This is a genomic window from Silicimonas lutimaris, from assembly GCF_047314965.1.
GTDB lineage: Bacteria > Pseudomonadota > Alphaproteobacteria > Rhodobacterales > Rhodobacteraceae > JAVJUV01.
The window spans coordinates 17,146-40,410 of record NZ_JBLBVK010000032.1 but is presented as its reverse complement, the minus strand read 5'-3'; the positions used below and the strand labels follow the sequence as shown (position 1 = coordinate 40,410).

At 60.5% G+C, this 23,265-nt stretch carries 17 protein-coding genes; 10 read left to right on the top strand and 7 right to left on the bottom strand.

Features of this window, described 5'->3' with window-relative positions; all coding sequences use genetic code 11:
- Positions 1–208: 208 nt before the first annotated feature.
- The 5 genes from ACKLNI_RS02780 (at position 209) to ACKLNI_RS02760 (ending at position 8,920) form a co-directional block, all read left to right on the top strand.
- A complete protein-coding gene (locus ACKLNI_RS02780; protein WP_413717473.1) occupies positions 209–1,807 on the top strand; it encodes a GMC family oxidoreductase in 1,599 nt (532 codons plus the stop codon).
- A 191-nt stretch (positions 1,808–1,998) separates the two neighbouring features.
- Positions 1,999–2,715 (top strand): ABC transporter ATP-binding protein, encoded by a 717-nt coding sequence (locus ACKLNI_RS02775; RefSeq protein ID WP_413717472.1) that lies wholly within the window; start codon positions 1,999–2,001, stop codon positions 2,713–2,715.
- A 5-nt stretch (positions 2,716–2,720) separates the two neighbouring features.
- Entirely contained in the window at positions 2,721–5,084 is a 2,364-nt protein-coding gene (locus ACKLNI_RS02770) for an ABC transporter permease (RefSeq protein ID WP_413717471.1), read from the top strand.
- Positions 5,085–5,088: 4 nt separating this feature from the next.
- Positions 5,089–6,297: an efflux RND transporter periplasmic adaptor subunit gene (locus ACKLNI_RS02765; protein WP_413717470.1), complete on the top strand. Its 1,209-nt coding sequence runs from the start codon at positions 5,089–5,091 to the stop codon at positions 6,295–6,297.
- Between the two features lie 10 nt (positions 6,298–6,307).
- Positions 6,308–8,920 (top strand): cation-translocating P-type ATPase, encoded by a 2,613-nt coding sequence (locus ACKLNI_RS02760; RefSeq protein WP_413717469.1) that lies wholly within the window; start codon positions 6,308–6,310, stop codon positions 8,918–8,920.
- Positions 8,921–8,942: 22 nt separating this feature from the next.
- Here ACKLNI_RS02760 and ACKLNI_RS02755 read toward each other — a convergent pair whose 3' ends face one another.
- The gene (locus tag ACKLNI_RS02755; RefSeq protein ID WP_413717468.1) at positions 8,943–10,172 is read right to left on the bottom strand and encodes an Lcl C-terminal domain-containing protein; all 1,230 of its coding nucleotides are present in this window, start codon (positions 10,170–10,172) and stop codon (positions 8,943–8,945) included.
- A gap of 186 nt (positions 10,173–10,358) precedes the next feature.
- On the opposite strand from ACKLNI_RS02755, the gene ACKLNI_RS02750 reads away from it, so the two are divergent.
- Positions 10,359–10,892 carry an IS5 family transposase gene (locus ACKLNI_RS02750; protein ID WP_413717475.1) on the top strand — a complete coding sequence of 178 codons (534 nt, stop codon included), beginning with the start codon at positions 10,359–10,361 and terminating at the stop codon, positions 10,890–10,892.
- A gap of 287 nt (positions 10,893–11,179) precedes the next feature.
- Here the strand turns inward: ACKLNI_RS02750 and ACKLNI_RS02745 are convergent, their stop codons facing one another.
- From ACKLNI_RS02745 to mutL, 4 genes are all read right to left on the bottom strand, one after another.
- Positions 11,180–12,766, bottom strand: coding sequence for a hypothetical protein (locus tag ACKLNI_RS02745; protein ID WP_413717467.1), 1,587 nt, complete (start codon positions 12,764–12,766; stop codon positions 11,180–11,182).
- A 429-nt stretch (positions 12,767–13,195) separates the two neighbouring features.
- Entirely contained in the window at positions 13,196–15,067 is a 1,872-nt protein-coding gene (locus tag ACKLNI_RS02740) for an extracellular solute-binding protein (protein ID WP_413717466.1), read from the bottom strand.
- Between the two features lie 140 nt (positions 15,068–15,207).
- Positions 15,208–16,452: a DNA recombination protein RmuC gene (locus ACKLNI_RS02735; protein ID WP_413717465.1), complete on the bottom strand. Its 1,245-nt coding sequence runs from the start codon at positions 16,450–16,452 to the stop codon at positions 15,208–15,210.
- Positions 16,449–18,275 (bottom strand): DNA mismatch repair endonuclease MutL, encoded by a 1,827-nt coding sequence (gene mutL, locus ACKLNI_RS02730; protein ID WP_413717464.1) that lies wholly within the window; start codon positions 18,273–18,275, stop codon positions 16,449–16,451. The genes ACKLNI_RS02735 and mutL overlap by 4 nt, the downstream gene beginning before the upstream one ends.
- A gap of 108 nt (positions 18,276–18,383) precedes the next feature.
- On the opposite strand from mutL, the gene ACKLNI_RS02725 reads away from it, so the two are divergent.
- Together ACKLNI_RS02725 and eno are read left to right on the top strand one after the other, a co-directional pair.
- On the top strand, positions 18,384–19,259 hold the full coding sequence (locus ACKLNI_RS02725; protein ID WP_413717463.1) for a DMT family transporter: 876 nt from the start codon (positions 18,384–18,386) through the stop codon (positions 19,257–19,259).
- 553 nt (positions 19,260–19,812) lie between these two features.
- Entirely contained in the window at positions 19,813–21,090 is a 1,278-nt protein-coding gene (eno, locus tag ACKLNI_RS02720) for a phosphopyruvate hydratase (RefSeq protein WP_413717462.1), read from the top strand.
- 4 nt (positions 21,091–21,094) lie between these two features.
- Here eno and ACKLNI_RS02715 read toward each other — a convergent pair whose 3' ends face one another.
- On the bottom strand, positions 21,095–21,391 hold the full coding sequence (locus ACKLNI_RS02715; protein WP_413717461.1) for a YMGG-like glycine zipper-containing protein: 297 nt from the start codon (positions 21,389–21,391) through the stop codon (positions 21,095–21,097).
- 161 nt (positions 21,392–21,552) lie between these two features.
- Here ACKLNI_RS02715 and ACKLNI_RS02710 point away from each other — a divergent pair, with 161 nt between their 5' ends.
- A complete protein-coding gene (locus tag ACKLNI_RS02710; RefSeq protein ID WP_413717474.1) occupies positions 21,553–21,819 on the top strand; it encodes a hypothetical protein in 267 nt (88 codons plus the stop codon).
- Between the two features lie 64 nt (positions 21,820–21,883).
- Here the strand turns inward: ACKLNI_RS02710 and ACKLNI_RS02705 are convergent, their stop codons facing one another.
- Positions 21,884–22,078: a hypothetical protein gene (locus ACKLNI_RS02705; protein ID WP_413717459.1), complete on the bottom strand. Its 195-nt coding sequence runs from the start codon at positions 22,076–22,078 to the stop codon at positions 21,884–21,886.
- 109 nt (positions 22,079–22,187) lie between these two features.
- On the opposite strand from ACKLNI_RS02705, the gene ACKLNI_RS02700 reads away from it, so the two are divergent.
- Positions 22,188–23,222, top strand: coding sequence for an alpha/beta fold hydrolase (locus ACKLNI_RS02700; protein WP_413717458.1), 1,035 nt, complete (start codon positions 22,188–22,190; stop codon positions 23,220–23,222).
- Positions 23,223–23,265 lie beyond the last annotated feature (43 nt).

The following is a 23,265-nucleotide window of genomic DNA, read 5'->3' as shown; positions in this document are numbered from 1 at the left end:
AAACGTCCCCGCCGCCAGAAGCGTCGAACTCATCCCGTAAGTCCCAGCTATCCTGAAGAAATCCCTCCGCGAGACCCCCCCGATACGATCGTTCACTCCCATTGCTTCCTCCCGTTTCTGCAATTATTGAGACGTTGTGTTTCAAAAAAGGCTAGATTAGTATTTTCGATTTGCATAGAGTTTTTTTGAACTCTCGGGGAAGCGCGGCGTGGAAACAGACTACCTGATCATTGGAGCCGGCTCGGCAGGATGCGTCATCGCAAACCGTCTCAGCGCTCGCCCGGACACGAAAGTCACCCTGCTGGAAGCAGGTGGCCCGGACCGGAACCCCTGGATTCACATCCCCGTCGGCTACTTCAAGACGATGCACAACCCGTCGCTCGACTGGTGCTACAAGACGGAACCCGACCCCGGCCTGAACGGACGCTCCATCGACTGGCCCCGCGGCAAGGTCCTTGGCGGCTCCTCTTCGCTGAACGGCCTGCTTTACGTGCGCGGACAACCTGCCGACTACGACCGCTGGCGCCAGATGGGCAACATCGGATGGGGGTGGGACGACGTTCTGCCGCTCTTCAAGAGAGCAGAGAACAATGAACGCGGCCGGGATGAGTTCCACGGCGACGATGGCCCGCTCGCAGTGTCCAACATGCGAATTCAGCGGCCCATCTGCGACGCCTGGGTCGCTGCAGCACAGGCCGCCGGCTATCCGTTCAATCCCGACTACAACGGCGCGACGCAGGAAGGCGTCGGATACTTTCAGCTGACGACACGCAACGGGCGGCGCTGCAGCGCGGCCGTCGCCTATCTGAAGCCTGTCAGGGATCGGGAAAACCTTCGCGTCATCACCCGGGCTCTTGTCAGCAGGATCAATCTCGACGGAAAGCGGGTGACCGGCGTCACCTATCTCGACGCATCCGGCACAGAACAGACGATCAAGGTGAACCGGGAGGTCATCCTGTCCGGCGGCGCGATCAACTCGCCGCAGGTACTCATGCTCTCGGGCATCGGCGAAGCCGGGCAACTGAAGGCCAACGGGATCGAACCGCGCCACGACCTCCCGGGCGTCGGCAAGAACCTTCAGGACCACCTGCAGGCGCGGCTTGTCTTCAAATGCAACGAACCGACGCTGAACGACGAAGTGCGCAGCCTCTACAACCAGGCGCGCATTGCCTTGAAGTATGCCCTGTTCAGATCAGGCCCAATGACGATGGCCGCCAGCCTGGCAACGGGCTTTCTGAAAACACGTGAAGATGTCGCCACACCCGACATCCAGTTCCACGTTCAACCCTGGTCTGCCGACAGCCCCGGCGAAGGTGTCCACCCCTTCTCGGCTTTCACCGTATCGGTCTGCCAGTTGCGTCCTGAAAGCCGGGGAGAGATTCTTCTGTCCGGCAACGACCCGCGCACCTATGCGAAAATCGTGCCGCGCTACCTTTCGACAGATACCGACTGCCGCACGATCGTCGATGGCGTCAACATCGCCCGGCGGATATCGCGTCACGCTCCCCTGACCTCCAAGATCTCCGAGGAATTCCGACCGAAATCGGACCTCGATCTCGAGGATTTCGACGGGACACTGGACTGGGCGCGCAACAACAGCGTTTCGATCTATCATCCCACGGGCACATGCAAGATGGGTCAAGGGTCGGACGCGGTCGTGGATCATAAGCTCAAAGTCCACGGCCTGACCGGCCTTCGCGTAGCGGATTGTTCGATCATGCCGGAAATCGTCTCTGGCAACACCAACGCCCCGGCGATCATGATCGGTGAGAAGGCCTCGGATCTCCTGATATCCGAAAGCCACTGAAGGCGCGGAAAGGCCGAAAGGGACATTCGGTGTCCCGCGGGCCGTTTGTGACTTGGTCATCCGGTAACTGCGTCTCGGGAACACGCGGAACCTTTGACTGACATCAAGTCGCCCTCCCGCGCGGACCTGTAAGGTGCATCCCATAGCTCGAATGCGCGAACACAACGATTTCAGACATCCTGGAGCGATTGATGAGCCCAGAAGAACAGGTCGTTTTCCGGACCGAAGGCCTGACAAAGGTCTACGACACCGGCGGCGGTAAGGTTCATGCGCTCGCCGGGATCGACCTGCGCCTTTACGCCCGCGAACTGACGGTTCTGCTGGGACCTTCGGGAAGCGGAAAGTCGACGCTGCTCAATATCCTTGGCGGACTGGACCGCGCGACCGCAGGTCATGTCTGGTTTCGGGACCTTGAACTCACGTCGCTCCGCGAAGCGGGGCTCACACGGTTTCGGCGCGACCACGTGGGATTTGTCTTTCAGTTCTACAATCTCGTCGCCAGCCTGACGGCGCGGGAGAACGTACAGCTTGTCACCGATGTCGCCAAAAACCCCATGACGCCCGAGGAAGCGCTCGAATTGGTCGGGCTTTCGCATCGCCTCGATCATTTCCCTGCGGAACTGTCAGGGGGCGAACAACAACGCGTGGCAATCGCGCGCGCCGTGGCGAAGCGCCCGGAGGTTCTGCTTTGCGACGAGCCCACGGGCGCGCTCGACAGCAAGACCGGCGTGCAGGTTCTCGAGGTCCTCCGGCAGGTCAACGACGACCTCGGGACTTCGACCGTTGTCATCACGCACAACGCCGAGATCCGCCGCATGGCACACCGAGTCATCTGGTTTCAGGACGGCCGGGTGAACAAAATCGAGACCAACGACACCCGGATCGCTCCGTCCGAGATCGTGTGGTGATGGTCATGGACGCGCTCGACAGGAAACTTCTCCGCGACTTCAGGCGGCTTTGGGTCCAGGCGCTGGCCATCGCGCTTGTCATGGCAGGCGGCGTGTCGATCCTCCTGATGTCCTTCGGCATGTCGACCGCTCTCGACCAGACACGCGACACATACTACGAGCGCAACCGTTTCGCCGATGTCTTTGCCAGCGCGCGACGGGTGCCTCTGTCGCTTATGCAGGATATTCACGCGATTGACGGCGTGGCATCGGCCGAGCCTCGCGTTACCACATTCGCGACGCTGGATCTCGAAGGCAAAACCTCCTCCACCCTGGGATATTTCGTCTCCCTCCCCGTCAGCGGCCGCCCTCTCCTGAACGAACCGTTCCTGCGCACCGGCACCTGGCCGGACCCGAATGCCACCGACCAGATCGTGGTCAACGAGCCCTTTGCCCAGGCAAACAGCCTCAGAATCGGTGACATGATCAGCGCCAACCTCAACGGGAACAAGCGAAAGCTGACGATCACCGGAACGGTTCTTTCGCCCGAGTTCATCTACACCATCGGTCCCGGCAGCATGGTGCCCGACTATGAAGATTATGGGATAGCATGGATGCCTGAACGGGCACTTGCCGCCGCCGTGGACCGGACTGGCGCATTCGACAATCTGACGATCAAACTTCGCCCCGGGTTCAGTGTCGATCCCGTGAAGGATGCCGTTGACGACCTGCTGGAGCCCTATGGCGGCACCGGCGCCCTCGACCGCACGACGCAGACGTCCAACGCCTATATCGATGGTGAAATCGAGCAATTGCGGTCGATCTCCTACATCCTCCCGCCCATCTTTCTTGGCATCACGGTATTTCTGGTGAACCTTGTCATCGGGCGGATCGTGACGCTGGAGCGCAGCGAGATCGGGCTGTTGAAGGCGCTTGGTTACTCGAACACTGCCGTCTGCCTGCACTACCTGTTCCTTGCCGGGCTGGTCGCCGTAGTGGGTGTCGCGATTGGGTGGGCGGTGGGAAGCTGGCTCAGCTTCCAGCTGGCACGGCTCTACGCCGAATTCTTCAACCTCCCGTACCTGATCTACAACGTCTCCTGGAACACCTACATCGTCTCGGGCCTGCTCGGTTTCGCCGCCGCCTCTTTCGGAGCGATCCGCGCAGCCCTTCGCGCCGCGACCTTGTCGCCCGCTGTCGCAATGTCCCCCCCGGCCCCGCCCCGCTTCCGCAGGAACTGGATCGACAGGACCCTCGGCTATCTGCGTGTCAGCCAGCCCAGCATGATGATCCTGCGCAGCCTGATCCGTTGGCCATTCCGCGCGCTCTTCAGTGTGCTGGGCATGGCGATGGCCGTCGCGGTGCTGGTCGCCGCCAATTTCTTCCCCGACTCGCTCGACGAAATCATCGACATGGCGTTCTACCAGTCGAACCGGCAACACGCCGTGCTGTTCTTTTCAGAGGACCGGCCGGAATCGGTCGTTGGGGACGCGAGGAACCTGCCCGGCGTTCTTCAGGCCGAAGGGACGCAATACCGAAGCGCCTTCCTGAGAAATGCGCATCACGAGAAAAGGGTCGCCATCGAAGCCCGGCGCCCGGGCTCAGACCTCAGCCGGATCGTTGATGCTTCCGGCAAGGTAGTCGATGCACCCCCGGACGGGTTCATGCTGACCGAGCGGCTGGCCGACATCCTTGATGTCGGGATCGGAGACAGGGTCGAGGCCGAGTTTCTGGAAGGGCGGCGCGGCACCTACCAGCTGACGGTCACCGGGCTTGTGACCCAGTATTTCGGGCTCGGCGCCTACATGGACCAGGACACGCTCGCACAGATGTTTCAGCAAGAGCCCCGTTTCTCGGCTATCAACATCACCTTCGATCCCGCCGAGCGCGATGCTCTGGACGCTCGCCTCAAGGAACTCCCGGCACTGGCCGGCACCATCATGATGGCCGAAAACCGGAGGGGCTTCGAAGACACGATCAGCGAGAACATCCTGATCGCCACGACGATCTACGCCATCCTCGGCGCCCTGATCACCGTGGGCGTGGCCTATAATGGGGCGCGAATTCAATTGTCCGAGCGTGCGCGCGAACTGGCCAGCCTGCGTATCCTCGGATTTTCGAGAGGCGAAGTCAGCTACATCCTCGTCGGCGAGACGATGCTTCTCGCCCTGCTCGCCCAACCCGTCGGATGGTGGATGGGCTGGCGCTTCGCAAAGCTGATGACCGACAGTTTCACAAGCGATCTCTATTCGATACCCCTAATTCTGGAACCCAAGACATTCGCCAACGCCAGTCTCACGGTTCTGGTGGCCGCCCTTGTCTCGGTGCTGCTGGTGCGCCGAAGACTGGACAACATGAACCTCGTATCCGTCATGAAAACCCGAGAGTGACCCCATGGCCCAGACACGCCGCAACATAATACTCAGCCTGATAGGCGCCACGGTCGCCGGCGGACTTCTCTATGTCTCGTTCCGTCCCGAACCGGTACCCGTCGATCTGCACAGCATCGGGCGTGGCACCCTGACAATCACCGTCGATGTCGACGGAACCACGCGGGTGAAGGATCTCTTCGAAGTCGCGGCCCCCATATCAGGCGTGGCCCTGCGATCACCCGTCGAGGTCGGCCAGCCCGTGATCGCCGGCGAGACCGTCGTGGCCGAAGTCGAACCGGTCGAACCGGCGCTGCTCGATACACGCTCGAGGCTCCAGGCAGAGGCCGGGGTGCGCGAGGCGGAAGCGGCCCTGACCGTGGCCGAAACGGACCTGGCCCGGGCCATAGAAGACCAGCTCTATGCCAAGACCCAGTACGACCGCGAGGCCACGTTGGTGGATCGCGGCGTCTCGTCCATCTCCCGCCTCGAAGACGCCCATCAGAAACGTGTCATTGCCGATGCGGCCGTGGCGGCAGCAGAGGCCCGGATCGAACAGGCCAAAGGTACACTTGCCCGCGCGCAGGCGGCGTTGACCGAACCGGCATTGCCGTCGGATGCCGCGGCCGTCTGCTGTACGTCAATTCTAGCCCCGTCCGACGGGGTCGTCCTGTCCATCGACGTCATCAGCGAGCGCCCCGTCACTGCGGGAACACGGCTCCTCACCATCGGCGACCCACGGGAACTCGAAATCGTTGCCGATCTTCTGTCCAGCGACGCCGTCCGGCTCCCCACCGATGCGCTGGCGCAGGTCGAACGCTGGGGTGGCGCAGCTCTCGAGGCGCGCTTGAAAAGCATCGAGCCTGCCGCACGAACCAAGGTCTCGGCTCTTGGCATCGATGAACAGCGCGTCGACGCGGTGTTCGATCTGACGTCGCCCGCCGAAGACCGGCAGGGCCTCGGGCATGGCTTCGCAGTCTTCCTCCGCATCACCGAATACGAGGAAAGAGATGCGATACTGCTGCCTCTCAGCGCCGCGTTTCGCCTCGGCGACGGATGGGCCGTATTCCGGGCGAACGGTGACCGCGTCGAGACAGTGCCGGTCGAGCTTGGTCGCAGGAACGGACGCTACGCGTCGGTGACCTCCGGGCTTTCGGAACGTGACAGGGTCGTCGTGCATCCCAGCGACAAGCTTTCCGATGACGCCCTGATCGTCGAGCGCACCGCGTTCTGATCGGCCCCCCGTGACCAACACATATGAAACGTCCCCGCCAAGGGGCCTGACGACAGCACAGGCGGAGGCCGAGCGCAGGCGTTCAGGCTGGAACGAACTCCCCGAGGTCGCGCGGGTGTCGCCAATCCGCATACTCCTGCGCCAGTTCCGTGGATTTCTCGTCCTGATCCTTGTCGCAGCCGCCTCAATCGCCTTTGCCCTCGGAGAAACCATCGATGCCATCGCCATCGCGATGGTGCTGCTCCTGAACGCGATCCTTGGCTTCGTTCAGGAATGGCGAGCAGAAACCGCGCTGGATGCACTGAAGTCCATGCTCACGCCCAATGCACTGGTCGTCAGGGACGGAGAGGAACGCATCTTGCCGGCGCGCGAGCTTGTTCCTGGCGACCTTGTGATTGTCGCGGCCGGTGAAGGCGTACCTGCCGATCTCCGGCTTGACGCGGCAACCGATCTGAAGGTCGACGAAAGCCTGGTCACGGGCGAATCCCTACCCGTCGAGAAATCCCCTCACACCGAAGGCGACAGCGGCAAACTCATGACTGGAACCGCCGTGGTGTCCGGCAGAGGCGAAGGCGTGGTCGTTGCGACAGGTACGGGAACGGCTTTCGGCCAGATCGCCGAGATGACCTGCTCCGTGGACATCAAGACCACCCATCTCCAGCGGCAACTCGGCCGCCTGGCGCAGCAGATTGGGTTGGCATCGATCCTGATCGCGGCGACCATCGTCGCTCTTGGTACCTACGTCGGACGACCTGTGTTCGACATGTTCATGACGGGACTGTCACTTGCCGTAGCGATGGTGCCGGAAGGCCTGCCGGCCGTCGTGACGATCACGCTGGCCCTCGGCGCTTCGGCAATGGCCAGAAAGAAGGCGCTGGCCCGCCGCCTGCAGGCGGTCGAGACACTCGGCGCGGCATCGGTGATCTGCACCGACAAGACGGGGACGTTGACGGAAAACAAGATGACCGTCACCCGCATCTGGATGGCGGACGCCAGCTACGATGTCACGGGCAGCGGATATGATCCCGCGGGTCATATCGCGCGCGACGGCGCCCGCGTGCGCGCTTCGCAGGATCCCGCGCTCGCCGACCTGCTTGATACGGCAATCACCTGCAGCCACGCTCATCTGAGCCGCTACGGTGACGATTGGGTCATGACCGGCGCACCGACCGAAGGCGCCCTTGTGACGCTGGCCTACAAGGGCTGGGCACCACTGCCCGACGAACGCAACACAGTGGCCGAACGTCCGTTCTCAAGCGAGCGCAAACGCATGGGGCTTGTCGTGCGAGAAGGCGACCGCTTCCGCCATCATGTCAAAGGTGCGCCGGAAGTCATCGTGGACTTGTGCGCGACCATTCGAACCGCCGACGGACAGCGACCCGTCACCGAAGCGGATCGCAGAACGATACAGACCGCCTACGAGGACATGGCGACAAAAGGCCTCCGCGTCATCGCACTCGCCTCGCGCCTCTCCGGGGATGACAGCCTCGAAGAGCACGACATGGACTTTCTCGGCCTCGTCGGAATGATCGATCCTCCCAGACCCGAGGTCCGCAATGCTGTCCGGGGCGCGCGAATGGCGGGAATACGCGTCATCATGATTACCGGCGATAGCCCTGTGACCGCGCTTGCAATCGCCGAACAATTGGAGATGGGCCAACCCCGCTGCATAGAAGGCACAAGCGTCGATACACTCTCCGAGTCCGATCTCGCCGATCTCCTGACCGAGGATGTTCTCTTCGCCCGCACGCGCCCCGAGCACAAGATGCGCATTGTCGCCGCATTGCAGGACAAGGGGCATATCGTTGCCATGACGGGAGATGGAGTGAATGACGCCCCGGCGCTCAAACGGGCCGACATCGGCATCGCGATGGGCTTGCGTGGAACCGATGTCTCCAAGAACGCGTCCGATCTCGTGCTCCTCGACGACAATTTTGCCACCATCGTCAACGCCATCGCCGAGGGTCGCAGGCAATTCGACAACGTCCGCAAGTTCGTCCGCTACCTGCTTTCCTCGAACGCGGGCGAGGTCCTGGCCATCGTCGCGAACCTTCTTCTCGGCGGACCGCTGATATTTCTCGCGACCCAGATCCTCTGGATGAACCTGATCACCGACGGGCTGACTGCCGTGGCTCTGGGACTGGAAAAAGGCGAAGCACGGCAAATGGAAGATCCCCCGCGCCGGCGGGACGAACCCATACTCGGTTTCAACGGTGCCGCGCTTATCGTGATGTTCGGCGTATATACCGGCACCGCCAGTCTCTGGATTTTCTACAGTCTCGCGCCTCTTGGCATCGACGTGGCACGAACCGCCGCCTTCACTGGCATGGTGGTCTTCGAGAAGCTCAGCGTTTTCGCTTTCCGGTCTCTGACACAACCTTGCTGGCGGATCGGATGGTTCTCGAACCCGTTCCTGCTAGGAGCACTTACCCTCAGCCTCTTGGCCCAGGGCCTCGCGGTCTACTGGCAACCGCTCCAGCTACTCCTACAGACAACGGCGATTGACGCCAGAACCTGGGGTTTGATCCTGCTCCTGGGATTGCCGATCGTCATTGTTCCGGAAATCGTCAAATCGACCGTCAGACTCGGCGCAGGAAAGGCGTCCCGGGACACCTTGGGTTAGGTTCCATTGATTTCCGCCACATTTACTGTGTCCGCACCAGTCGGACGTAATTATAAACGTGAATCGCATCGCCCTGTGGCCCGAATCCGGTCGGATACTCCTCAGGATTCCCTATTTTTGGATCGCTGCGCTGCGCTCCCGCGCCATGGACGTCGACCCAACGGTTGCCCATGTACCCCATCGCCCGTCCAAAGGCGATATAAACGGCACTCGACCCCGCCCTTTGCTCATTCCATGAAACGTGGGTTGTCCCTGTCCAGTAGTAAGGGAAATCAACCTCTCCCGCCTCATTTTCTATATGACTGCTCGTGAATAGCGGATTAATGGCAGCCGATTGTGTTGTGGCCGGTGATCGCGTATAATCAATAATACTTTGCAATTCCTTGGCGTTCGGCAACCGCCAATCATCATATCCAGAGAACTCAAAGTTCTCTGCATAACTCAATGCCTCTTCCCACAGCATGCCTTTTCCGCTATCCTGCTGCATCCACATTAGACCCGTTGCGTCGTCAGTGATCGTCCCATTCTTATTATCTTTAAACTTGTTAATGCCATAGTCTTCATTACCGCGCACATGCATGACATAAAAAACTTTCGGGCCGCCAGCAAATGAGGTTTCCAATCCGTAGCCTTTAATTCGTCCGTCCACAAAGTTGACGCCAAACATGGTTTTTTCACCGTTTGTTGTCGTTACATATTCCGTTGACGTCGCCATCTGGCCTTCAAGCAAACGTTCACCAGCATCCAAATCGCCATATCCGAATTCAAAGTAGTCGTCGTCAATAAACGGCTTGATACCATCAGCATTGACACCTTCATATCCACTAATATCCTGACCGCTGAACAAAATAAGCGAATAGGCTTCCTTGATGGTGGGCAACCGCCAATCACTATATCCGGCAAGCTCAAAACTTGATGCGCCTGCCACGGCCTGATCATAAGTGAGTTTATCAGCAGCATTGATCTTGCCGTCTCCATTCAGGTCGACACTCTTCTGCCACATCAGCCCGGTTACATTATCCGTCACTGTTCCGTCACCGTTATCGGTATAGGATGGCAGGTGCCCTGAATAGTGGGCATCTTGCCCATAAAACGCCTGCCCTTCAGATGGTGAGGATATCACCGCCTTATTACTGTAAAAATCCGTCTGGTTGGTATCAACAACCGGATAATTCTGCGCATATGCCGGGAATACAGACACAAGAAATACCAATGCAGATCTGCTTACCGTTCTCCAAAGAGTCTGTTTCATTTCCTTCTCCTATCAATTAAGTATCAATGGATAACTTTGAGCGCTGATCATCAAAATCCGTTACGCAATTTTTCTATTTATACAAGATTCATTCGAACAGCAGGGCTAGAGTCAGGATGCATTTATTTCGGTCGCGCTGCAAGATTCACGGCTCCGAAAACGGAGCGGTGAAACGAGCGGTATTTTCTGGCTGACCGACGGGACACCGAGCACGGCGAACAGAACACCGTGATGATCGACGCGACGTATCGGAAGGCCCACCGGACAGCGACCAGCATGGGCGTCAAAAAAGGGGGGGCGTGGAAGCCTGATTGGCCGAACCAAGGGCGGCATGAACACCAAACTGCACGCATCTGTGACAGCCAGGGACGTTCCCTAAACCTGTTTGTCACAACCGGTCAGGTCAACGACTACATAGGTGCTCGCGCTTTAGTGAGCAGTTTGCCAAAGGTGGGATGGCTCCTCGCAGCTCGAAGATATGACACCGACCGGTTCCGGGAAGCATTGAAAGACAAAGGGATACGCGCCTGTATCCCTGACCGGAAACAGCGGCCGAAATCGATGATATACGACAAGCGTTACTACAAACGGCGCAACCGCATCGAGATCATGTCCGGTAGGCTCAAGGACTGGCGACGTGTGGCGACACGTGAAGACAGGTGCCCAAAGGTCTTTCTGTCAACTATCGCTCTCGCGGTCATCGTCATCTGCTGGCCTTGAAACTCAATGAGTCCCGACCCTAGTGGAAGACCTCAGCCGATCCAGGCTACTGGCTTGAAGGAATGGTGTGATACTGTTCCTGGTAATGGGCATAGAAAAAATACCCGCTAAAGCAGGCGATCATCAACATCATAACTAACCAAAACCAACGCATCCTGACCTCGTGTGCGCGCGGACACTAGACAGCGGAGCGATCCAAGTCCAGTTGACACACGCAGTTTCCCGAAGGTCACGTTGCATTTTTTTGCATGTTCGCTTCGGTCAACTCCGAACGATGGCCAAATTGCTCAGAACGAGCCTTTTGTCTCGAACAAGGCGAAAAAGCTGCCACGCTCCACCACGCGCCCCAATTCCGGTATCTCCGGCACGCTCTCGCCCTGGCGGGAGAAAACCAGCACATGAGTGTAGAACTTCGTCCAGTCTGCCCAGTAGAGGCTGCCATCGGGCACCTGCCCCCGGACCGCAGGCCGCGGCGACTTAACCTCCTCGATCAGCCGGGAGACCGGCTGAGGGAACGACTGGTAAGCATCCCGCAATGCGAATTCTGGGCGAGCCGAAAGCGAATTGTGACTGGAAAAAATATCGGGAATGAACGCTCCGGTCACCCTGGACAGATGTGCTGCTGAATGGGAATGCAAGAGCACCTCAATCGGATCGGCAATCCGCGCTACCAGAATGCGGTGATCCCCGGACAGCACGTCGCTCAGCGACAAGAGTTCGCGAACCTGATGATCATGATTGGACCAGTAGGTCTCCAACCATGAGACGCGCACGACACTTGCGCCCGAGACAGCAACCACGAACACAAATGCGCCGATACGCGAAAAGCGAATATCCGACAAGGCGATCAACACACAAAAGAGCGCAACGGGGAAGCGGATGTCGGTGTAGTGCACGGCACCAAGCATCTTCGGCATCATCATTGCTGCAATCAGCATCCCGACCACGGCAAGCCTTCCGACCGGGTTCATTGCCAATGGCGGCCTTAGAAACCGGAAACCGACAAAGACAGCCAAAACGGCAAAAAACTGTATCCACGTCGCCTTGAACACCTCTTCGTTCAGGATCGCGACTCCCAGCGGCACGAACGGTGAAAGTACAACTCCAAGCCAGCCCGATGGCGAACCGAATTCGATCTCGCCGATATCGACGCCGGCCGTCACCTGAATGACCGAGGCCAGATGTGCCGCCGGACCGGCGACAATCAACAGCATGAGGAGCGCGACCCTCCCGAATTCCGGCCAGTTCCGCCCCCCGCTCCACCATCTCTGCAACTCGAGGAGCCCGATCATGCCGAACAGAAACATGAATGCATAAAGATGGAGAATAAAAATGATCGCGACCACGGGGATCATGGGCAGAAGGCGGCCAAAGGCCCCCCTTTGCCTGCGCCAGAACCAAACCGAGAGCGCCAGCAGCATCGGAGGAAGCGCCAGGATATAATTCTCGAACCCATAGGCAAACGCCATGTGGAACATGCCGAAGCTCGACAACAGCGGCCAGACCGACCAACGCCGCCATATGCTGGCATGCAGCAGAATAGTCGCCAGCAACAACCCCGTCGTCGCGAACTGGATGAGCACCTTTTGTGTGGTCATGACGGAGCGGCAGGCAATCGGCAGCCTGTGCACCAGTTCGGATGTCAGATTCGGAACCCAAGCGAAATGATACTCATAGTACCGACCGATACCTGCCAAAGGATCCTCAGCGCACTGAATCGCATGGCGTGTCAGGTGATTGGCCCAATCGATCAGAGGTGGATAATCGATGCGCCAGAAAACGAGGTTTGAGCCGGCAATGGTCAATACACCAAGGACGACAAGCCATGCTTCAACCAGCCCACCAACCGTCCTGTGCGACTTATACGTGCTCATGGGAAAGAACCTACCGAAGCACTTTTCAGCATCGAGGACCTGCTGCAGGCGGAATCGGCGAATATGGACGTGATTTCGCCCGGGAATGCGCCGCTCGTCCGGCAGAAAGTGGCGTCGTACCCACCGTTTGTCCCGCGGCACCCAACCGGATTCAATTTCGCCGCTATCTTCCTGATAATCAAATCGTTCAAACCTTCAGATTACCGCGCGCCTCGCACCTGAGTATCCGCAGTCCCTCAGGATGCGCATCATCTCCCATCAAGCCAGAAGGCACGTGATTGTCTCCGTCAAGTGAACACCAAACTTTGTCTCCATTGAGACGAAACCTTGTGACAAGCGTGATCGGAGATCACGCTTGGATACGACCGAGACGACTTGCATAATTGCCAGGCTTCGACCGAACCGTTGCGAACTCCTGCAACCCGGACCTCAGCGCAATGCTCCCGCGGCCACCAGCGCATCGTACTTGCCCTGCTCCCACCACCAATAATCGATCCCTCGATCATACGGAGGCTTCGCTTCGGGCCGGCCGAACACATCCCAGTAAGCGATCCAGTGCGAACCCTTGAACCAGTTCGGAACCCAGATGAGCTTGTCCCTCAGCACCCGATCCAAGGCTTTGACGCGAATATCGAGTGTCTCACGGTCAGCGGCTGCTATCACCTGTTCTATCAGGGCATCCACCACCGGATCGGAGACACCGGAGACGTTGAACGAGCCCGGCGCATCAGCGCTTTTCGATCCGAACAGGTTGCGCAACTCGACCGACGGCGACAAGGGCAGCACGAACCGCGTCGTGATGATGTCATAGTCGAAATTCTCACGCCGCTCCTGAAACTCCGCCGGATCGATCAGCTCGAAAGACGCATCGACGCCAATCAGCCGCAGATTCTCGACATAGGGCAGGATGATCCGCTCGAATGCCGGGCCGTCATCGATGAACTTCAGCGTCAGGACGTCGCCCGCCGCGTTTCTCCTCAAGCCGTCATCCCCGATGATCCAGCCCGCGTCTTCCAGCAAACGGTTGGCCTCGCGCACAAGACCGCGATCCGTCTTGCGGGTCGTGCTGACCGGCGGGCTATAGGCAGGCTCCGTAAACACAGCCTCAGGCAAGTCGCCCCGGAATTGCTCCAGCAGCGCCAGTTCTTGCCCCCCGGCCACGCCCTCGGCCTGCATGTTCGACCCTTCCCAGAATGAGTCCGTTCGTTCGTACAATCCGTAGAACAGGGTCTCGTTCGACCATTCGAAATTGAACATCAGCGAGATGGCCTCGCGAACCCGCCGGTCCTCGTACTGCGGCCGACGCAGGTTGAACCAGAAGCCTTGGGCGCCGGACGGCCGATTGTCAGGAATGACCTCCCTTTTCACCCATCCCTTGTCCAGCGCGGGAAAATCATAGCCGGTGGCCCAGATCGCCGAAAAGAACTCCTCGTGAAAGAGGTAAACCCCGGCCTTCAGGGCCTCGAAAGCGGCGGTAGTGTCGGCGAAGTATTCGTAGCGGTAGCACTGGAAATTGTCCTTGCCGATATTCACCGGCAGGTCCGCTCCCCAGTAATCCGGGTTCCGGCAATAGGTCACCGAGTTTCCGGCATCGACCCGGTCCACCACGTAGGCGCCCGATCCCACCGGCGGCTCCAGCGTGGACTTCGTGAAGTCCACTGCCTCGTAATAGTGGCGGGGAATGATCGGTATCAGCCCAACCTGGCTGATCAGGTCGCGTGTCTGGGCATCCTCGTTGAAGATGACTTTCACCTCGTGCGGACCAACCGCTTCCGCGCCGGCCACATCGTCCAGCGTGAAGCGGAATGCAGGGCGTCCCTTCTCCTTCAGCGTCTCGATCGTGAACACCACGTCATCGGCGGTGACCGGTTCGCCATCCGAGAACCTTGCCTCCTCCCGCAAGGTATAGATGACCCACGAGCGATCCATCGGATAGGTAATCTTCTCGGCAAGCAACCCGTAAACCGAATCCGGCTCATCGAAGGCCTCGACCATCAGCGTGTCGTAAATCCGCTCGATCCCCTGCGCGGGCTCACCCTGCAGGATGAAATAGTTCAGACTGTCGAATGTCTGGCTGGCCAGTGTGCCACGGAAACTGATCGTGCCGCCTTTTGGAGCATCCGGATTCACATAATCGAAATACGGAAAGTCGGACGGATACTTCAGCTCACCAAAAGCCGAGATCCCATGGCTCTCGACCATCTCCACATGGCTTTCCGCGACCGCTGCCGTCGCCGCAAAACCCACGACGACACTCAAGACACCGCGCCCGATCCAGCCCATCTGTGTTCTCCGCTTCATGCCACTACAGTCAAAGCCTAACACGCCACTTGCCCCAGGCAATCGCACAAAGTCGTCAAGGAGCCGTTCGGTCCTTTCCATTCGCGAAAATGATTGCGCGCACAGGCAGACCGCCCAAAATCGCGACATTCCATGCGCGCTCAGACCGATCCACCCTTCGACGGCAGACGGACAACGCTCTCCGCGTCGTCGGGAGCCAGTTCCTCGAAATCGAAACTGTCCAGTCGCGCCGCCCTCTTTCCTGCCCGCTCGGCGGCGGTGGTGAGGCCCTCGACGTCACGCCGCGCCTGATCGAAATGTGTCTCCAGCTTTCCGGCGCGCTCCAGGACGATCTCGACGTCCCGGTGCAGCTGCGCCAGGGCCTTACGGATCGCGCCCGCCTGCTCGCGCATCCGCGCATCCTTCAGGATGGCGCGCATCGTGTTCAGCGTCGCCATGCAGGTCGTCGGCGAGACGATCCAGACCCGAGCCGCGAAGCCTTCCCGCACGATCTCGGGCAGTCGCGCATGCAATTCGGCATAGATCGCTTCGGACGGCAGGAACATCAAAGCCCCGTCCGCTGTTTCGCCCTCGATCAGGTATTTCTCCGAGATCGCCTTGATGTGCACGCGCACCGCCTGCCGGAGCCCCTGAAGCGCGCGCCTGCGCTCATCTTCCGTCGCGGCATTGACCAGCGCCTCGTAGGCCTCCAGCGGGAACTTGGCGTCGATCACGATCGGCCCCGGCGGATTCGGCAGATGGATCAGGCAATCGGTGCGCCGCCCATTCGACAGGGTCGCCTGCCAGGCATAGGCGTCCGAAGGCAGAGCCTTGCTGACAATGTCCCGCAACTGGATTTCGCCAAACGCGCCCCGTGTCTGCTTGTTCGACAGGATGTCCTGCAGGCTGAGAACATCGCCGGACAGCTTCTCGATGTTGATCTGGGCCTTGTCGATGGTCGCCAGCCGTTCCTGAAGCTGGGTCAGGCTTTCGGTGGTCTTCTCGGACGATCCGTGAAGCGTTTCCTTCATCCGCTCCTGCATTTCGGTCAGCGCACGGTTCGTACGCATCGCATTGTCAGCAAGCCGGTCGCTCATCTGCTGCTGCACGTTCGCCAGACGGGTTTCCATCGTCTGGATGATGCGGGTCTGCGCTGCCGTCTGGGTATCCGAAACGGTCTGGATGTTGCCCGCCAGTTGCTGCTGTCCTGCCCCGAGCATCTGGACGTCCGCATTCAAGCGGCCCACCTGCTCCGCAACCTGGCCTACGGCGTCCGCGGAACGGCCCGCGCGGCGCACGGCGGAAATGAGCAGGCCCAGAACCAGCAGGACAAGCAATGCACCGACGATAGCCGCCAGAACGCGCGGATCGTCGAACGAGAATGTATGGTCGCCGATCGTGATCATCGCCGCCCGAACAGCCTCTCGATATCGGAAAGTTTCAGTTCCACGTACGTCGGCCGGCCGTGGTTGCACTGGCCCGAATGGGGCGTCGCCTCCATCTCCCGCAGAAGCGCGTTCATCTCTTCCGAACGCATCCTGCGCCCGGTTCGGACCGATCCGTGACAAGCCACCCGGCTCAGGATCGCTTCCAGGCGCGCCTGAAGCGCGGTACTCTGACCCTGATCGTCCAACTCGTCGAGGATATCCCTCAACATCCCCTCGACGCTTACCCCACCCAGAATTGCAGGCGTTTCGCGCACGGCGATCGCCCCCGGACCGAAGGCTTCGATCACAAGGCCAAGCCGCTCCAGATCCTCCGCCATGTCGAGAAGCCGCGGGGCGTCGCTGCCCAGTTCCACGATTTCCGGCACCAGCAGCGCCTGCGTGGTCACGCCGTTCTCGGCCATCTGCCGCTTGAGCTTCTCGTAGACCAGCCGCTCGTGGGCTGCATGTGCGTCAACGATCACGATGCCGTCCGCTGTCTGGGCGATGACGTAATTTTCATGAACATGGGCGCGCGCCGCGCCCAGCGGCCATTCCTCGGCCTCCGGTTCAGGTTCGGGCTCCACGCGCGCCGAGGCGCTCTCAGCGAAACCGCCGGGAAACCCCAGGCTGTCTCCGGAAAGACTTTCGAAAGCTCTCCCTGCCGGAACACGGGGACGGTCCATCTGATAAACGCGCGGCTCCGGAGACGGCGCGCGGAATGCTCCGAGCGTCTCTCCCGCCACCGTGGTCGACGCCCTGTGACCCGCCTCGGCCAGCGCGTGACGCAGTCCGGACACGATCAGGCCCCGCGCAACGCCCGGCTCCCGGAACCTGACCTCGGTCTTCGCAGGGTGCACGTTCACGTCGACGAGATGAGGATCACAATCGATGAATAGGACAGCCGCCGGATGCCGGTCGCGGCTGAGAAAATCCATGTAAGCGCCCCGCAAGGCACCGACCAGAAGCTTGTCCCGCACGGGGCGACCATTCACGAACAGGTATTGCTGGACAGCCGAACCGCGGGAATAGGTGGGCAGCGCCGCATAGCCGGTCAGGTGCAGCCCCTCGCGCTCGGCATCGATCGGGAGCGCGTTTTCTGCGAACTCGACTCCCAACACGGCCTTCAATCTCCGCGACAATGCCGTCATCGGCTCGCCTGTTTCGGCGGACACCGAGAAAACCTCGCGTAAGCCCTCGCTCTCGTCGGTCAGGGAAAACCGGATGTAGGGCTCAGCCATGGCAAGCCGTTTTACCACGTCCGTCAGCGCCTGCATTTCGGCCCGATCGGTCCGAAGGAACTTCAGCCGCGCCGGCGTCGCATAGAACAGGTCCCGCAATTCGACCACCGTTCCCGGCTGGCCCGCAGCCGGCTTCACCGCACCGATCTTGCCCCCGGAAACTTCTATGCGCGCCGCCTCGCCCCCCGCGACGCGAGAGGTGATCGCAAGCCGCCCGACGGCGCCAAGGGAAGGAAGCGCTTCCCCGCGAAACCCGAAGGTGTGGATATCAAGAAGGTCCGATCCGTCGATCTTCGACGTTGCGTGGCGCGACATCGCCAGAGGCAGGTCCTCTGCCGGTATTCCGCAGCCGTCATCGGTGACGCGGATCACTCGTTTCCCGCCGTCCGCCACGGCGATATCGATCCGGCGGGCGCCCGCATCTATCGCGTTTTCAACAAGTTCCTTCACCGCCGAGGCGGGCCGCTCAACAACCTCGCCGGCCGCGATACGGTTGATGGCGCCTTCGTCCAGCTGACGAATTCGCGGTACTTCCCGGCTTATCTTGGGGTCGGCGGCATGCATGACACAAGGGATAGCATCGCACGGTCAAAACGTCCACGCCGAAACGTAGCATTTCCCTTCCAGAGCCACCCTGTTATGAAGGCCTCCCACCACCCCCGGAGAACCTGATTGGGCAACACCCGCGCCATCCTTTTCATGGTCCTGTCCATGGCTGCGTTCGCAATGGCGGACGCATTGGTCAAGTTTGCCAGCGCGACCATCGAGACCGGCCAGTTCATGGCTGTCACGTCGGGTGCGCTGTTCCTCCTCTTCTTCGCCCTTCTGCGCCGGAACGGCGAACGCTTTTTCAACCGGGCCGCGTTGGGCTCGGCCATGCTGGTGCGCACCTTCGGCGAAGTGATTGGTACGACCGGGATCATCCTCGCGCTCTCCATGGCGCCCTTGTCGTCGGTCACCGTTCTGGGGCAAGCAATGCCGCTCGTGGTGATGGTCGGCGCAGCGCTTTTCCTGAACGAGACGATCGGCTGGCGGCGTTGGATGGCCGCAGGATTGGGAATGGCGGGCGTCCTTCTGATCCTCAGGCCCGGAGGCACCAGCTACGAACCCGGCCTGCTGTGGGTGATCCTCTACGTGTTCGGCCTCGCCGCTCGCGACCTCGCCAGCCGACGCCTGCCCCCACAGGTGTCGACGCCCTTCGCCGTCGCATGGTCGATGCCGCTCCTGGTCGTGCTCGGAGTAGTGTTGATGAGCTTCCAGGGCGGGTGGCAACCGGTACCGGGTCCGACGCTGATCCTGCTCGTGTGCTTCGTGGCGCTCACGGCAAGTGCAGTCGCGCTGATCACGGTTGCCATGCGGATCGGCGAGGTTTCTGCGGTTGCTCCGTTCCGTTACACCAGGATCCTGTTCGGCCTGCTGATTGCCATCATCGCCTTCGGCGAAACCCTCGGCCCGACAACACTTCTCGGAGCGGCCCTGATTTCCGGATCAGGGCTTTATGCGTTCTGGCGCGAGCGGCGCGTTCATTCCGCCCGGCCAGACGCTTGAGAGTGTGTCAGAGGACCCAGTTGAACCTGGGACCCAATATTATTTGAGGACCGGGACCGTTATCGACGGGAATACCGTAAGGGACCAGGTGGCAGTCCAATCCGGTATTCTCTCCAACAACGGCCCCCCGAACCGTATCGACCCGAGCGAGGCTCTTGCCGTTTTCCTCCCTGTTATCGGTTCTGTCCCAAGTGAGCGACATGAGTGAGTAACCTGTGCTGCGCCGCCGGGTTCCCCCGAAAGGCAAGCCCATTCATCATCCGGTTTGTGACCGGAATACGGCGCGGACGCGCCCCAATCCGGACTGAGCGGAAACGGTCTGGTGACGGAATGGTTTCTCGCTGCACAGGAAACATTCTCTCCTGTTGTTCAGAAATTATCCTCAAGACCGGAAACAATATGCCGCCCACAGGTTGAAATCCGCTATCAACAATGCGCCCCGGCCCACCCGATTGTTGAATTACCGTTTCTGCGCCCGCGAAGAACTTGCGTTTCCCTCACCCAATCCCGCTGCTATAGAGCCGGAAAAATTGAAGTCAGCCGGAGATTCACCGTGAGCACCATCATCGACATCCACGCCCGCGAGATACTTGACAGCCGCGGCAACCCGACCGTCGAAGTCGACGTCACACTGGAAGACGGCACCATGGGTCGCGCCGCCGTTCCCTCGGGCGCATCGACAGGCGCACACGAGGCCGTGGAAAAGCGCGACGGCGACAAGTCCCGCTACATGGGCAAAGGGGTTCTGCTGGCGGTCGAGGCGGTCAACGGCGAGATCGCCGAAGCTCTGGTCGGGTTCGATGCGACGGAGCAGGAAGCCATCGATGCCGCCATGTGCGAACTGGACGGCACCGACAACAAGGGCCGACTGGGCGCGAATGCAATCCTCGGCGTCTCGCTGGCCGCCGCAAAGGCCGCAGCCGACTATACCGCTCAGCCCCTCTACCGCTACGTCGGCGGTACGGCGGCCCGCGTCCTGCCGGTCCCGATGATGAACATCATCAACGGGGGCGAGCACGCCGACAACCCGATCGACATCCAGGAATTCATGATCATGCCCGTCAGCGCCGCGAATATCCGCGAGGCGGTGCGCATGGGCTCGGAAGTCTTTCACACACTCAAGAAAGAGCTGTCGTCGGCCGGCCTCTCCACCGGTATCGGTGACGAAGGCGGCTTCGCGCCGAACCTGTCGTCCACGCGCGACGCGCTGGATTTCATACTGAAGGCCGTCGAAAAGGCTGGTTACACGCCGGGCGACGACATCATGCTGGCGCTCGACTGCGCTTCGACCGAATACTTCAAGGACGGCGCCTATCACATGAAGGGCGAAGGCAAGGTCCTCACCTCGGACGAGAACGTCGCTTACCTGCAGGCGCTGGTGAACGACTACCCGATCCTGTCGATCGAAGACGGCTGCGCCGAGGACGACTGGGACGGTTGGGCGACACTGACCCAGGTTCTCGGCGGCAAGGTCCAGCTCGTTGGCGACGACCTCTTCGTGACGAACCCCGAACGCCTGGCTCAGGGCATCGAACAGAAATGCGGCAACTCGCTTCTGGTCAAGGTAAACCAGATCGGCACCCTGTCTGAAACGCTTGCCGCCGTGAACATGGCGCACCGCGCGCGCTTCACCTCCGTCATGTCGCACCGTTCCGGCGAAACCGAGGATGCCACGATCGCCGATCTCGCGGTGGCCACGAACTGTGGTCAGATCAAGACCGGCTCACTGGCGCGTTCGGACCGGCTGGCCAAGTACAACCAGCTGATCCGCATCGAGGAGATGCTGGACGACACCGCGGTCTACGCGGGCCGCTCCATCCTGCGCGGCTGAGACTTCAGCCGGCGCGATGACGATACCTCGGGCACGGCGCCACGTAATAGGTGCCGTCCCCGCGCGCATAGGCGCATTCGCCCGTGGCCATGTTCTCGGCCACCAGCACGCCGGCTGCGGCGCCGGCCAGCGCCGAGATTATCCGCCAGTCGTCATCGGCGTGCAAAGCCTCGGCAAGTATCAACCCGGCTGCCGCTCCCCCGGCAACTCCAGCTACGGTTCTGGATTCGGGTGACATCCCCTGACAGGCAGACAAAAGAAAGACTCCGACAAAGACGGGCACAAATCGCGATCCTCTCATCCTGGTCTCCTTCCTGGTTGAAGATGAATAATCAATATAACATCAAGTGCACCCTTCCCGCCTTGATCGCCATCAAGACCCGTCGGCCGCATGCTCTGTGCTATACTGACGGTTTCAACAGGAGGGCCTGCGAATGATTATCCGCATTTTTTCGCGTCGAAATTCACGACGACAAGATCGAGGCGTTCAGGGACTTCTTCCTGAACACGGCGGTTCCGCTGATGAAGCAAACCTCCGGCATCGAAGAGATCCACTTCGGATTGCCATTGCCTGAAACGCCGAACCAATTCGCCATCGTCATGGTCTGGCGCGATCTCGACGCGCTGCGCGTCTTTGTCGGCGATGACTGGCAGGTGCCGCATATCCATCCGGACGAAGACGGCATCGTACGGGAAAGGCACCTCAACCACTACGAACTCGCCGCCTGAAAAACGGCGCAGCGCCGGATGGGAGCCCGGACGCCGCGCCTGTCCCGCACTTGCAAACGGGAACTCAGAGCCAGATTCGCGGAGTGTAAAGGCGCGCGATATCGCGGGCACGCGACCGGTCCAGCTTGTCTTCCATCGAGCGAGCCGCCTCGGCATCCTGACGCGGCATGCGGCGATTTCTGATCTTGTCGGTCATCCTGATCATCTCGTCTGTCCTTGTCTGAGCGGTGAAGGCTTGATCTTCACGCTGTGTTTCCATGACACTCAGACTGCGCGACTTAGGCTCCGCCTCATATCGGACAGATGTCCCGGTTTGGTGGCGAGAAGCGAAAAAGCCATGGGACACATGTCCCGGATTGGGGGTATGCATGCGCGCCGTCAGATTTGCCGGCACCCATGACGGGCTGTCACTGGCATGGTCACGAACAGGCGGCGGCCCGCCGCTGGTCAAGGCAGCGGCCTGGCTGACACATCTGGAATACGATGCGGAAAGCCCGGTGTGGGCCCATTGGGTGAAGTTCTTCGAAGATAACTTCGACTACCTGCGCTACGACGAGCGCGGCTGCGGTTTGTCGGACCGCAAGACCGGTCAGCTCGATATCGACAGTTGGACCGACGATCTCTCACGCGTCGTGGAAGCCTCCGGCATCCCGAAACCCTTTGCGCTGCTGGCGATGTCGCAAGGAACCGGGGCGGCGGTGCGGTATGCCGCCGAGCACCCCGGAAAAGTGTCGCATCTTGTCCTGATCGGTGGCTATGCGCGCGGTGCCCATTGCCGGGAAGACGACCGGGCCGCCAGCCTTTACCGCGCAGTGACCGAGATTTTCGCGGCAGGCCTCGACGACAACAACCCAGCGTTCCGGGACGTGTTCACCCGCCGCTTCATTCCCGACGGAGATCCCGAGAAGATCCGCTGGTTCAATGATTTGTGTCGCCGGACAACCGACGCCGAGACAGGCGCGCGACTGCTCGCCGCGCGCGGTGACATGAACGTCGTGAACTGGCTCGAACGCGTCCAATGCCCAACATTGGTTCTGCATGCCCAGGGCGACGGCGTCGCGCCTCTTTCCGAAGGCAGGCTACTGGCGCAGCGCATCCCGGACGCCGAGTTTCACGTCCTCGAGAGCGAGAATCATATCCTCCAACCCGACGAACCTGCCTGTGCCGAAGCTCAGGAAGCCATTCTTCGCTTTGTCGGAGCTGCTGGAATATCCGCCGATCCCGACCTTACACCCCGCGAACGCGCTATCCTGACCGAGATCTGCGCAGCCAAAAGCAACAAGGAAATCGCCCGATCTTTGGACATGAGTGAGAAGACCGTGCGCAATCACGCAACCAACATATTCGCCAAACTCGGCGTCAGCTCCCGTCAGGAAGCGATCTTGAAGATGCGGGGCGGTTGAGGCCTAAAGCCAGGGCACGTGTGCTAAGGCCTCTTCCGGAACG

What these genes read in the sequence shown, in the direction of transcription:
- ACKLNI_RS02715 (WP_413717461.1), bottom strand. Translation starts at nt 21,391, where the DNA reads ATGAGAGGATCGCGATTTGTGCCCGTCTTTGTCGGAGTCTTTCTTTTG.
- ACKLNI_RS02740 (WP_413717466.1), bottom strand. Translation starts at nt 15,067, where the DNA reads ATGAAGCGGAGAACACAGATGGGCTGGATCGGGCGCGGTGTCTTGAGT.
- mutL (WP_413717464.1), bottom strand. Translation starts at nt 18,275, where the DNA reads ATGCATGCCGCCGACCCCAAGATAAGCCGGGAAGTACCGCGAATTCGT.
- ACKLNI_RS02745 (WP_413717467.1), bottom strand. Translation starts at nt 12,766, where the DNA reads ATGAGCACGTATAAGTCGCACAGGACGGTTGGTGGGCTGGTTGAAGCA.
- ACKLNI_RS02755 (WP_413717468.1), bottom strand. Translation starts at nt 10,172, where the DNA reads ATGAAACAGACTCTTTGGAGAACGGTAAGCAGATCTGCATTGGTATTT.
- ACKLNI_RS02775 (WP_413717472.1), top strand. Translation starts at nt 1,999, where the DNA reads ATGAGCCCAGAAGAACAGGTCGTTTTCCGGACCGAAGGCCTGACAAAG.
- ACKLNI_RS02700 (WP_413717458.1), top strand. Translation starts at nt 22,188, where the DNA reads ATGCGCGCCGTCAGATTTGCCGGCACCCATGACGGGCTGTCACTGGCA.
- ACKLNI_RS02735 (WP_413717465.1), bottom strand. Translation starts at nt 16,452, where the DNA reads ATGATCACGATCGGCGACCATACATTCTCGTTCGACGATCCGCGCGTT.
- ACKLNI_RS02770 (WP_413717471.1), top strand. Translation starts at nt 2,721, where the DNA reads ATGGACGCGCTCGACAGGAAACTTCTCCGCGACTTCAGGCGGCTTTGG.
- ACKLNI_RS02765 (WP_413717470.1), top strand. Translation starts at nt 5,089, where the DNA reads ATGGCCCAGACACGCCGCAACATAATACTCAGCCTGATAGGCGCCACG.
- ACKLNI_RS02705 (WP_413717459.1), bottom strand. Translation starts at nt 22,078, where the DNA reads ATGGAAACACAGCGTGAAGATCAAGCCTTCACCGCTCAGACAAGGACA.